Here is a 12,523-nt window from a genome sequence, read left to right as displayed (position 1 = left end):
GCACCCGAGATTACGGCACTGGCGTTCGGCCGGGCACATCGCACACCGATGTCCCCCCAAAGGGGACGGCCGGACACGAAGGGTGTCCGGCCGTCGTACGGGTGCTCCCGTCAGCTGATCTTCACCGGGTTGACGATGTCCGCGACGAGCACGAGCAGCGTGAAGCAGATGAAGATGCCTGCGACCACGTAGGCGACGGGCATCAGCTTCGCCACGTCGAACGGCCCCGGGTCGGGCCGCCTGAACAGCTTGGCGAAGCCGCGCCGGACCGACTCCCACAGGGCGCCGGCGATGTGGCCGCCGTCCAGGGGCAGCAGGGGCAGCATGTTGAAGAGGAACAGCGACAGGTTGAAGCCGGCCAGCAGCATCAGGAACGTGGCGACGATGTTCTGCGTCGGCATGTCGAGGTTCAGCACCTCGCCGCTGATCCGGGCCGCGCCGACCACGCCGACGGGCGAGTCGTCCTTGCGCTCGCCGTCGCCGAAGGCCGCGTCCCACAGGTCGGGAACCTTGGTGGGCAGGGCGATGACCGACTCGACGCCGTTCTCGATCATGTCGCCCATGCGCTCGACGGAGGCGCCGAAGGACTGCGGGAGGATCTCCGTCTTCGCGGCGAAACCGAGGTAGCCGGCGGTCTCGAAGCCTTCGACGACCTCCCCGTCGGAGTCCTTCCTGACGACCTTGTTCTCGATGAGCGTCGCGCTGAGCGTCTGCTCGGCGCCGTCGCGTTCCACGGTGATCGTGGCGGGGCCGATGGTCTCCCGGATGCGCTGGGAGAGGGTGTTCCAGTCGTCGACCGGCTTGCCCGCGAAGGCGGTGATCCTGTCGCCCTCCTTCAGCCCGGCGAGCGCGGCCGGGGACTCGGGGTCGCCGGGCGCGCAGGTGTCGCGCTTCTCGCTCTGCTCGATGACGCACTGCTGGACGCCCGCGACCTCGGTGGTCTGCACCGGCGTGCCGAAGCTCATCAGCACGCCGAGGAAGATCGCCACGGCGAGTACCAGGTTCATGAACGGCCCGGCGAACATGACGATCACGCGCTTCCAGGGCTTGCGCGTGTAGAACAGCCGCGTCTCGTCGCCGGGCTGGAGCTCCTCGTACGCGGCGGACCGGGCGTCCTCGATCATGCCCCGCCACGGGGAGGTGCTGCGGGCCTCGATCCGGCCGTCCGCACCGGGCGGGAACATCCCGATCATGCGGATGTAGCCGCCCATCGGGATGGCCTTGATGCCGTACTCGGTCTCGCCCTTGTGCCGGGAGAACAGGGTCGGCCCGAAGCCGACCATGTACTGCGGCACACGGATGCCGAACATCTTCGCCGTCGACAGATGGCCCAGCTCGTGCCAGGCGATGGAGAACAGCAGCCCCACGCCGAACAGCACTATGCCGAGGACCGTCAACAGAATCGTCATGCGCGAGCCTCCGCAGGCCGTTCGTCGCCGCTGTGGGCGTACTTCGCTGCCGTCTCACGGGCCCGGGCGCGGGCCCAGGCGTCCGCTTCGAGGACGTCCGCCACCGTGAGCGAGGTTCCCGCGGCGGGGACGCCGTGCTCGGAAACCACTTCGGTGACCGTATCCATGATGGCGTTGAACGGCAGCCGTCCGGCGAGGAATGCCTCCACGCACTCCTCGTTCGCCGCATTGAACACCGCCGGGGCCGTACCGCCCAGCGCGCCCACGTGCCGGGCGAGTCCCACCGAGGGGAAGGCCTCGTCGTCCAGGGGGAAGAACTCCCAGGTCGAGGCGGTGGACCAGTCGAAGGCGGGGGCGGCGCCGGGCACCCGCTCGGGCCAGCCGACGCCGATGGCGATCGGCCCCCGCATGTCCGGCGGGGTGGCCTGGGCGAGGGTGGAGCCGTCCTCGAACTCCACCATCGAGTGGACGTACGACTGCGGATGGACGACGACCTCGATGCGGTCGAAGGGGATGTCGTAGAGCAGATGGGCCTCGATCACCTCCAGGCCCTTGTTGACGAGTGTCGCGCTGTTGACGGTGATCACCGGGCCCATGGCCCAGGTGGGGTGCGCGAGCGCGTCCTTCGGGGTGACGTTCTCCAGCTCGGCCCGGGTGCGGCCGCGGAAGGGGCCGCCGGAGGCGGTGACCACGAGCTTGCGGACGTCGGCGCGGGTGCCGGCGGCGAGGGCCTGGAAGAGGGCCGCGTGCTCGGAGTCGACCGGGATGATCTGGCCGGGCCTGGCAACCGCCTTGACCAGCGGGCCGCCGACGATGAGCGATTCCTTGTTGGCCAGCGCGAGGGTGCGGCCGGCTTCGAGGGCGGCGAGGGTCGGCGCGAGGCCGATGGAACCGGTGATCCCGTTGAGCACGGTGTGGCACTCGGAGGCCGCGAGGTCGGTGGCCGCGTCCGGGCCCGCCAGGATCTCCGGCAGCGGCTCGGCGCCGTACCGCTCGCGCAGCGCCTCGCGGAGCGCGGGCACGGCGTCCTCGCGGGCGACGGCCACGGTCCGGACGTCCAGGGCGCGGGCCTGCTCGGCCAGGAGGCCGACCCGGCCGCCCGCGGCGGACAGCGCGGTGACGCGGAAGCGGTCGGGGTTGCGCAGGACGAGGTCGATCGCCTGCGTGCCGATGGACCCGGTCGAGCCGAGGACGACGACGTCGCGCCGCCCCGGCGTGGGGTCGAAGACCAGGTGCGGATCGGCGAGGGGTGATGGGCTGTCGCTCATCCCCCCATTGTGGACGCAGAAGCTGTCCGTCCCGACAGGGTGTCCCCCGCCCGTGGGACCCGAATGCTAGGCCACGCCGGATCCCGCGTCGGTGAACTGCTTCCACTGGGCCTCGACGATCTCCTCCGGCACACCGCCGACGTCCTTCGTGCCCATGTAGTCGGCGCGGAAGGAGAGGGTCGTCCGGCCCGACCGCACGACGGTCAGGTACTCGTACAGCCTCAGGTCCTCCTTCACGTCCCGGACCGTGATGCGGAACGCCTTCGCCTCGTCGCCGAGGTCGGGGGCCTCGACGGGCTCGACGGAGAGCACCTTCGCGCGGGCGAGGGTGCGGACCTCGGTGAAGCCGCCGGCGCAGGACTCCCCCGCGGCGGCGAGGCCGCGCAGGACGGCGGCGGCGCCGTCGCCCTCGTAGGTGCGCAGCTGGACGAGGACGCCGATGCCGACGGCCTCCTCCGGGATGTCGGCCTCCCGGTGGACCTCGGCGACCGGGTCGTGGGCGGTGGCGCCCGGAGCGAGGCTCACCAGCGGCTGGCAGGAGGCGGGATCGGCGGTGTAGTTCTCGCTGAACGGGGGCTCCTCCGGCGCGCGCACGGCGTAGGGCCCGATGCGCAGCCCGTCGGCGAGCGCCGCGGCCTCCAGGCCGTCCGCCGCGGGCGGGGCCGGGTCGGGGGCGGGCGCGGAGGAGGCGGGCCTCCCGCGCTCCGGGTCGCCGCCCCCGCCGCAGGCGGCCGTCGTCGCCAGCACCGCGGCCACGGCGACGCCGGTCACCGCGCGGCCCCTCCGGGCCGTTCCCCTGCCGAACATCCGTGCCCCGCTCCCCTGGTGTCCCTGCCCGTCCGCGTGCGGTCGCGGCGAGGTGATCGCCTGACGATTGTGGGCCACCCGTCCTCAGGCCCGCCAGGCCTTTCGCAGATCCGCGAAGGCCTCGTGGAAGCCGGGGAAGGTCTTGCGCACGCAGCCGGGGTCGTCGAACGTGATGCCGGGCGTGCGCAGGCCGGTGACCGCGAAGGACATGACGATGCGGTGGTCGCCGTGGGTGGCGATCTCCGCCGCGCGGGGGGTGCCGGGCTCGATCCCGATCCAGTCGGGGCCGGTGCGCGCGGTGACGCCGAGCCGGGTCAGGTTCTCGGCGCAGGCGTCGAGCCGGTCGCACTCCTTGACCCGGGTGTTGGCGACGTCCTCGATGCGGACCGGCCCGTCGGCGAAGGGGGCGATCCCGGCGAGGGTCGGCATCGTGTCGGAGATGTCGCGCATGGTGACGGTCAGGCCGGCGAGCCGCTCGGGGCCGCGGACGGTGGTGGCGTCCTCGGTGATCCGGACGTCGGCGCCCATCCGGCCGAGGACGTCCACGAAGCCGAGGTCGCCCTGGAGGGCACCGGTGCCGAGACCCGGGACGGTGACCTCGCGGCCGGGTGTCAGGGCGGCCGCGGCGAAGAAGTAGCTCGCCGTGGAGGCGTCCGGTTCGACGGCGTACGTGGTGGCGCGGTAGCCGCCGGGCGGCACGGTGAACACGTCGCCCTCGCGCGCCACCTCGACGCCGAAGCTGCGCATCATCGCGAGGGTGATCTCCACGTAGGGCGCGGAGACCAGGTCGGTGACGGTGATCCGCAGTCCTTCGGCGGTGAGCGGGCCCAGCATCAGGAGCGCCGTCAGGTACTGGGACGACTGCCCGGCGTCCAGGGTGAGCTCGCCGCCCTTTATGCCGCGGGCGGCGACGGTCAGCGGGTGGTGCCCCTCGGCGCCCTCGTGGCGCAGGTCGACGCCGAGGGTGCGCAGCGCGCTGGTGAGCGGTCCGAGCGGGCGGCGGCGCATCTGCGCCGAGGCGTCGAACCGGTAGGTGCCGAAGGCGCCGGCGGCGGCGAGTGTGGGCAGGAAGCGGGCGGTGGTGGCGCCGTCCCGGCAGTGGACGTCGGCCTCGGCGACGGCCGGCCCCTCGGGCCGGCCCTCGATGCGCCAGGCCCCGGTGTCCCGTTCGATCCCGTAGCCGAGTGCGCTCAGGCCCTCGGCGAACCCTTCGGTGTCGTCCGAGGCCAGGGGCCGCAGCAGCGTGGTGGTCCCGTCGGCGGCCGCTGCGAGGAACAGGGCGCGGGCGGTGACGGACTTGGAGCCGGGGATGTCGATGACGGTCACGTGTGCCCATCCTGCCGGTCCGGGCGCACGGGGGCGGGGCGCGTCCAGTGTGTGGACGCGCCCCGCGGGGGTGGCCGGGGGTGTCAGGGGATGGGGCGGTGGACGTTCTCCCGGGCCGGGGGGCCGGGGGTGGCGTCGGCGATCCAGGGGCCGTCGCTGCTGGGGTCGACGATGCCGGCCTCCAGCCAGGTGTAGGTGCCGGAGAGCACGCCCTTGACGACCTGGGTGTCGATGTCGTCGGTGTTGGACCAGAGGCGGCCGAACAGTTCCTCGGTCCGCAGCCGGGACTGGCGGCAGAAGACGTCGGCCAGCTGGTACGCCTCGCGGCCGTGGTCGCCGCTCGCGCGCAGGTGCTCGGCCCGCACGCAGGCGGCGCTCATCGCGAAGAGCTCGGCCCCGATGTCGACGATCCGGCCGAGGAAGCCCTGCTTGGTCTCCATCCGCCCCTGCCAGCGGGACATGGCGTAGAACGTGGAGCGGGCGAGCTTGCGGGAGGTGCGTTCCACGTACCGCAGGTGGGCGGCGAGGTCGGGGTGGCCCGAGGGGTGGAACTCGGCGTAGGCGCCGGGGAGCTGCCCGGGCCCCGCGACGAGCTTCGGCAGCCAGCGGGCGTAGAAGGCGGCCGCGTTCGCGCCCGCCCTGGCCTTGTCGGCCATGGGCTTGGCGGGGTCGATGATGTCCCCGGCGACGGCGAGGTGGGCGTCGACCGCCTCGCGGGCGATCAGCAGGTGCATGATCTCGGTGGAGCCCTCGAAGATGCGGTTGATGCGCAGGTCGCGGAGCAACTGCTCGGCGGGGACGCCGCGTTCGCCGCGGGCGGCGAGCGATTCGGCGGTCTCGAAGCCGCGGCCGCCGCGGATCTGGACGAGTTCGTCGGCCATCAGCCAGGCCATCTCGGAGCCGTACAGCTTGGCGAGGGCGGCCTCGATGCGGATGTCGTTGCGGTCCTCGTCGGCCATCTGCGACGAGAGGTCGAGGACGGCCTCCAGGGCGAAGGTGGTGGCGGCGATGAAGGAGATCTTGGCACCCACCGCCTCGTGGCGGGCGACCGGCCTGCCCCACTGCTCGCGTTCCGCGGACCACTCGCGGGCGATCTTCAGACACCACTTGCCGGCACCCACGCACATGGCGGGCAGCGAGAGCCGGCCGGTGTTCAGCGTGGTGAGGGCGATCTTCAGGCCGGCGCCCTCGGGGCCGATGCGGTTGGCCGCCGGCACCCGGACCCGGTGGAAGCGGGTGACGCCGTTCTCCAGTCCGCGCAGGCCCATGAAGGCGTTGCGGTTCTCGACGGTGATGCCCTCGGCGGACGCCTCGACGACGAAGGCGGTGATGCCGCCCCGGTGGCCTTCGGACTGCGGCACCCGGGCCATGACGACGAGGAGGTCGGCGACCACGCCGTTGGTGGTCCACAGCTTCACGCCGTCGATCACGTAGTCGTCGCCGTCCGGGACGGCAGTGGTGGCGAGCCGGGCGGGGTCGGAGCCCACGTCGGGCTCGGTGAGCAGGAAGGCCGAGATGTCGTGACGGGCCAGGCGGGGCAGGAAGGCGTCCTTCTGCTCCTGGGTGCCGAACTGCTTGAGCGGCTGGGGTACGCCGATGGACTGGTGTGCCGAGAGCAGCGCGCCGACCGCGGGGCTCACCGAACCGACCAGCGCGAGGGCCTTGTTGTAGTAGACCTGGGTGAGGCCGAGGCCGCCGTAGCGGGGGTCGATCTTCATGCCGAGCGCGCCGAGTTCCCGCAGGCCGTCGATGACCTCGTCGGGGATGCGGGCGTCCCGCTCGATCCGCGCGCCGTCGATCCGTGTCTCGCAGAAGCGGCGCAGCCGGGACAGGAACTCCTCGCCGCGCCGGGTGGCCTCGCCGGTGGGCAGCGGGTGCGGGTGGATCAGGTCGAGCCGGAAGCGTCCGAGGAAGAGTTCCTTGGCGAAGCTGGGCTTGCGCCAGCCCTGTTCGCGCGCGGCCTCGGCGACCTCGCGCGCCTCCCGTTCGGAGACCTTGGGCGCGGCGGGGTCCTTGGGGGCCGCGGTGCCCGGGACGGTGTCGATCGGCTTGTCGGGTGGGGCGGACATGAGGGTCACCTCGCCGCGAGTCGGGGGAAACTGCCGGGGCGTGTACCAGTCGGTGCTACTCGTTCGTACTACCCGAATACGGGCACCTCCACCAGCCTGCCTACGGCACCCGGGGCACGCCGGAGCGGCCGGAGCCCCCGCACATCGGGCTCCGGCCGCTCCGGTGGTCGCGTACGGCGTTACAGCGCCAGGCCGGTGAGGACCAGCACCCGCTCGTACGTGTAGTCGTCCATCGCGTAGGCGACGCCCTCGCGGCCGACGCCGGACTGCTTGGCGCCGCCGTAGGGCATCTGGTCGGCGCGGTACGAGGGCACGTCGCCGATGATCACGCCGCCGACCTCCAGGGCCCGGTGGGCGCGGAAGGCGGTCTGCAGGTCGTGGGTGAAAACGCCGGCCTGGAGGCCGTACGGGGAGTCGTTGACGGCGGCGAAGGCCTCGGTCTCGCCGTCGGCCCTGGCCACGCTGAGGACCGGTCCGAAGACCTCCTCGCAGGCGAGCGTGGTGCCGGCCGGGAGGTCCACGAGCACGGTGGGCGCGTAGCTCGCGCCGTCGCGGGTGCCGCCGGTGAGCAGCTTGGCGCCGTCGCGCACGGCCTCGTCGACCCACGCCTCGACGCGCTTCGCGGCGTCCTCGCTGACCAGCGGGCCGACGTCGGTCGCGGCGTCGGACGGGTCTCCGGTGACCTGGGCCTCGACGGCGGCGACGATCTTCGGGAGCAGGCGGTCGTAGACGCTCGCGTCGGCGACGACCCGCTGCACGGAGATGCAGGACTGGCCGCCCTGGTAGTTGGAGAAGGTGGCGATGCGGCTCGCCGCCCAGTCCAGATCGGCCTCGCTCGACCAGTCGGCGAGGACGACGGCCGCGCCGTTGCCGCCGAGCTCCAGGGTGCAGTGCTTGCGCGGCACCGAGTCCATGATCGCGTAGCCGACCGGGCCGGAGCCCGTGAAGGAGATGACCGGCAGGCGCTCGTCCCGGACGAGGGCGGGCATGCGGTCGTTGGGAACCGGGAGCACCGACCAGGAGCCTGCGGGCAGCTCGGTCTCGGCCAGCAGCTCGCCGAGGATCAGGGCGGAGATCGGCGTGGCCGGGGCGGGCTTGAGGATGATCGGGGCGCCGACCGCGATCGCGGGGGCCACCTTGTGGGCGCTGAGGTTCAGCGGGAAGTTGAACGGGGCGATGCCGAGGACGACGCCCTTGGGGATGCGGCGGGTCAGCGCGAGGCGTCCCTGGCCGCCGGCGTCGGTGTCGAGGCGCTGGGCCTCGCCGCCGTTGAACCGGCGGGCCTCCTCGGCGGCGAACCGGAAGACGGACACGGCACGGCCGACCTCGCCCCGGGCCCACTTGACCGGCTTGCCGTTCTCCGCCGAGATCAGCTGCGCGATCTCCTCGGTGCGCTCGGCGAGCCGCTTCGACACGTGGTCGAGGGCGGCGGCGCGCACGTGCGCCGGGGTGGCGGCGAACTCGTCGAGCACGGCGTGCGCGGCCGCGACGGCCTCCTCGACCTGAGCCTCGGTGGGCACCGAGACGCTGCCGACCAGGCGGCCGTCCCAGGGGGAGGTGACGTCGAAGGCGGTCTCGCCGGTGGCCTGGCGGCCGGCGAGCCAGAAGGCGTGGGTGGAAGTCATGTCGCGGATTCCGGCCCTTCCGAAGGTGGGGAGTGTGCTGTCACGTCGTTCACTGCACACGGTAGGGCCGGGACCCGGCGCGGTCGTTTGTCCGGGGTGGAGTGGTCGCGGCCCGAGCCTGGCCCGAATGGCCGGGTCCGGGGCCGGGGCAGCGGCCGGGAAGCGCGGCGGCACGGGGCGTGTGAAGGGTACGGCGGCAGCGGGGCCCGGGGCACGAGGGAGTGGCGTCCGGTGGCGCGGAGCGGGCCGCGCCACCGGAGGGGCCGGGGTCAGCCCCTGCCGAGCAGCGTCCGCCACCAGGAGCGGCGGGGTGCGGGGGCGGGGGCCTGCGGCGGCACCGGAGCCGCGGGCGCCGTGGCGGGCAGCGGCTGGGCCCGGCCGAGCGCGGGTGCGGGCGCCGCCCCCTCGCCCTTGCGGCCGACGGCACGGGGGGTGAACTTGGCGGGCAGGTTGTTCAGCCGGCTGGAGACCAGGGACTGGGTGACGCTGAGGTCGGCCTCGGACACCGCCAGCTGGAGGTCGGGCAGGCGTGCCATCAGGGTGTCGATGCCGGTGTCGGCGATCGCCCGGCCGATGTCCTGGCCGGGGCACTCGTGCGGGCCGCTGCTGAAGGCGAGGTGGGACCGGTTGCCGTGGACGGGCGCGCCGAGGTCGGGACGGATCTCGGGGTCGACGTTGCCCGCGGCGAGGCCGAGCATGACCAGGTCGCCCGCCTTGATCTCCTGCTCGCCGAGCCGGGTGTCCCGGCGTGCCCACCGGGCGGCGCCCATGGCGAGCGGCGGGGCGTCCCACATGACCTGGTCCAGGGCGTCCGGCAGGGTCATGGTGCCGCCGGAGAGGTTCGCGCGGAACCGGCGGTCGGTGAGCAGCATCCGGAGCGTGTTGGCCACGAGGTTGGTGGTGTTCTCGTGGGCCGCGACGATCGCGTGGCGCAGGTGCTCCATGACCTCCTCGTCGGTGAGCGCCGACTCGTGGGCCAGCAGCCAGCTCGCGAAGTCGTCGGCGGGCTTCTCCTTGCGGCGCTTCACCAGGTCGGACATGACGGTCAGCACGTACTGGTTGCTCTGCAGCGCGGTCTCGGTGCCCTTGACCATGTCGCGGACCGCGGCGCCGAGCGGCAGGGCGTCCTCCTCCGGGACGCCGAACTGCCGGGCGAGCACCAGGATGGGGAGCTTCTGCGCGAAGTCCGCCACCAGGTCGGCGCGGCCGGCCTTGGCGAACTCGTCCACCAGCTGGTCGGTGTAGCGGACGACGTAGCGCCGCACCCCGTGCCGGTTGAACCGGGCCAGGCTGTCCGTCACGGCCGAGCGCAGCCGCGCGTGCTCCTCGCCGTCGGCGAAGACGAGCAGCGGCTGCCAGGCCGTGACCGGCAGCAGCGGGGAGTCGGCCGACAGGCGGATGTTCCATATCCGGGAGTCGCACGACCACAGCGACGGCGTGCGCATGACCTCCAGGTTCTCCCGGTGACCCAGCACGAACCAGGCGCGGACGTCACCGGGGAGCAGCACCGGGGCGACCTGGCCGTGCTCCTTGCGGAGGGTCTCGTAGAGGGCGTACGGGACGTCCGCCTCGGGCCCGTACATCCGCCGCGGTCCGGCTCCCTGGGCGTGTGCCGGGCACCCCGGAGGCGGAAGGGTGTCGCCGTAGTGGCCGGCGGGGTCTGACATGGGGGTGGACACGAGGCCTCCAGGAAGCAGCAACGTGGACAGCGGCGGTCGCCTGCCGACCGGGCCGGCACCCCCCGGCCGGTGACCACCGGCCGGCTGCCCGCGGCCCCGTTTCGGGACAAGGGGGTGCCCGCACGCGCCGTGTGCGCGATTCTCGTGCACACGATCGAGAAGCAGGAGCGCCCGCAGCATACCCATGCCCGGTGGGCACACGGTGATCGGCACTGTCCCGAACTGCTCGCCGGGGATGGCCGGTTGTCGACGCGGAGCCGGGCGCGCCGCGGAACTCCGGTGACGGCACGGCCGCTTCGCGACGCGTCCCCGGCGGGTGGGCACGTGGGCCGGCCGGCCGGCGGGTGGAGGCGTCCGGTGCCGCAGGCCGGACGGGCCCTGGCGCGACGGCCGCGTGGCGGCGACAGGGGCGCGGACGGGACGGGCCCGGTCGGGCAGGGCAGCCGGGGAGCAGCGGCGCGGACGCGGTTGCCGTCGGGCGGGCGGGGCGGAGGGGCTCGGGTGACGACGCGGGGCGGGAGGGGGCGGTTCACGGCGCGGGGCAGGGCGGCGACCGGGGGCGGGCGCCGGGTGCTGCGGGGAACTCGGCGCCCCGGGGGCGGCGGCGGGCGTCAGCCGGTGGGGCGGGGGGCCTCCGAGGTCTTCAGGGCGAGCCACAGCTCCATCCGGACGTCCGGGTCGTCCAGCGAACGGCCCAGGATCTCCTCCACCCGGCGCATCCGGTAGCGCAGGGTGTGGCGGTGGACCCCGAGATCGGCCGCGGCGGCGTCCCACTGCCCGTGGCGGGAGAGCCAGGCCCGCAGCGAGGCCACCAGATCGCCGCGGCCGGTCGCGTCGTGCGCGTACAGGCCGCGCAGCATGCCGTCGGAGAAGGCGCGCACGGCGTCGTCGGCGAGCAGCGGCAGCAGCGAGCCGGACGCCAGTTCCTCGTGCTCGACCAGCGTCCGTCCCCGGCGGCGGGCCACCGACAGGGCCTGCTCGGCCTGCTGGTACGCGCCGCCCGCGGCCACCGGTCCGGCGGGCGCGGAGAGCCCGACGACGATGCCGGACTCCTCGGATTCCGTCTCTCCGTACGCGTCCCCGCAGTGCGCCGCCACCGCTCCCCCGTCGGCGGCCAGGACCACCAGCCTGCCGTCGAGGTCGGGCACGGCGAGCACCTGCTCCCCCGACCGCGCCGCGGCGGCCTCCAGCCCCTCGGCGAACGTCCGCAGCGCCACGGCGCCCGGGTCCGGCGCGGACGTCCGCGCCGCCGGGGCACCCCGGTCCCCGTCCGCCGCCTCGGCGATCAGCACCCGGAAGGGGGCGTCGAGCAGGCGGCCGTACAGATCGCCCGCGACGGAGCGGGCGATCTCGCTCTGGCCGGCCAGCAGCATCCGCAGCACCGCGGCGCCCAGCCGCTCCTCGGCGGCCAGCAGCGAGCGGGAGCGGGCGGTGGCGAGGGTGAGCAGGGCGACCGCCGAGTGCACGGCATAGCGCTCCGCCGTGCCGAGCGGCCCGCCCGTCCCCACGGCCAGCACACCGCGCACCTGCCGGCCGGTGCCCAGCGACTGGAGCTCCACCCGGTCGCCGCCCGCGTCGTCGCCGCCGACGACGGCGCTCGCGGGCGCGGTCCGCTCCCGCAGGCGCGTCACGTCGGCCGCGAAGCGCACGGCCCGGCGGGACGCCCACTCCGGCGCGGCCGCCACGACCGCGCCGGACGCGTCGTAGAGCGCCGCCCACCCGTCGAGCTGGGCCGCGAGGCGGGCGACGACCGCCGCGGGGCCCTCCGCGAGGGCGGCCCGGGTCATCTCCCGCTGTGCCTCGAAGCCGGCCGTCACCGAGCGGTACTGGTCGGCCGCGATGGCCGCGGAGACCGCCTTGGAGATGGCCAGGAAGGGGGTGCGGCGCGGCACGGCGAGCAGCGGCAGCCCCTCCGCCTCGGCCGCCTCCACGAGAGCGCCAGGGATGTCGTCGTAGTGCACGCCGACGCCGAAGCCCAGCCCCACCACGCCCGCCCCGGCCAGGCGGCGCACGTAGCGGCGCATCGCGTCCCGGTCCTCGACGTCCAGAGTCGTCGCGGTGACCAGCAGCAGCTCCCCGCCCTCCATGTACGGGACGGGGTCGGCGAGTTCACTGACATGGGCCCAGCGCACCGGCGTCTCCAGCCGGTCCTCCCCGGCGCGCACGGTGAGCTTGAGCGCCGAGTGCTGGACGAGCGAGGCGAGAGTGGGCGGCATGGGACCTTGTGACCTTCGAGGGGCGCGCCGAAGCACGGGGCACGGGGACTGCGCCGTCCCGTATGAACGGCCTCCCCCGATTCTGCCAGGACGTAGCAGTCGCGGCGTCCGCTGACGCAGGCCG

8 protein-coding genes are annotated in these 12,523 nt (G+C 74.0%); all 8 read right to left on the bottom strand.

The features are described 5' to 3' along the window. Window positions 1–110: 110 nt before the first annotated feature. Complete coding sequence (locus IAG43_RS23445; protein ID WP_187742665.1) at window positions 111–1,409, bottom strand: M50 family metallopeptidase; 1,299 nt, start codon at window positions 1,407–1,409, stop codon at window positions 111–113. Then, window positions 1,406–2,677: a 1-deoxy-D-xylulose-5-phosphate reductoisomerase gene (gene dxr, locus IAG43_RS23440; protein WP_187742664.1), complete on the bottom strand. Its 1,272-nt coding sequence runs from the start codon at window positions 2,675–2,677 to the stop codon at window positions 1,406–1,408. The genes IAG43_RS23445 and dxr overlap by 4 nt, the downstream gene beginning before the upstream one ends. Before the next feature lie 66 nt (window positions 2,678–2,743). Then, window positions 2,744–3,448, bottom strand: coding sequence for a hypothetical protein (locus IAG43_RS23435; RefSeq protein ID WP_187742663.1), 705 nt, complete (start codon window positions 3,446–3,448; stop codon window positions 2,744–2,746). Window positions 3,449–3,568: 120 nt separating this feature from the next. Beyond that, window positions 3,569–4,810 carry a 3-phosphoshikimate 1-carboxyvinyltransferase gene (gene aroA, locus IAG43_RS23430; RefSeq protein ID WP_187742662.1) on the bottom strand — a complete coding sequence of 414 codons (1,242 nt, stop codon included), beginning with the start codon at window positions 4,808–4,810 and terminating at the stop codon, window positions 3,569–3,571. A gap of 83 nt (window positions 4,811–4,893) precedes the next feature. Beyond that, entirely contained in the window at window positions 4,894–6,879 is a 1,986-nt protein-coding gene (locus IAG43_RS23425; RefSeq protein ID WP_187742661.1) for an acyl-CoA dehydrogenase family protein, read from the bottom strand. Window positions 6,880–7,058: 179 nt separating this feature from the next. Then, complete coding sequence (locus IAG43_RS23420; RefSeq protein WP_187742660.1) at window positions 7,059–8,504, bottom strand: aldehyde dehydrogenase family protein; 1,446 nt, start codon at window positions 8,502–8,504, stop codon at window positions 7,059–7,061. A gap of 269 nt (window positions 8,505–8,773) precedes the next feature. Continuing rightward, window positions 8,774–10,171, bottom strand: a complete 1,398-nt coding sequence (locus IAG43_RS23415; RefSeq protein ID WP_187742659.1) for a cytochrome P450 — start codon at window positions 10,169–10,171, stop codon at window positions 8,774–8,776. 623 nt (window positions 10,172–10,794) lie between these two features. Beyond that, window positions 10,795–12,399 carry a PucR family transcriptional regulator gene (locus IAG43_RS23410; RefSeq protein WP_187742658.1) on the bottom strand — a complete coding sequence of 535 codons (1,605 nt, stop codon included), beginning with the start codon at window positions 12,397–12,399 and terminating at the stop codon, window positions 10,795–10,797. Between the last annotated feature and the right edge of the window lie 124 nt (window positions 12,400–12,523).

The organism is Streptomyces genisteinicus (assembly GCF_014489615.1).
GTDB classification, from domain to species: Bacteria; Actinomycetota; Actinomycetes; order Streptomycetales; family Streptomycetaceae; genus Streptomyces; species Streptomyces genisteinicus.
The sequence above is the reverse complement of the archived record's forward strand: the minus strand, read 5'-3'. Positions and strand labels throughout refer to the sequence as shown.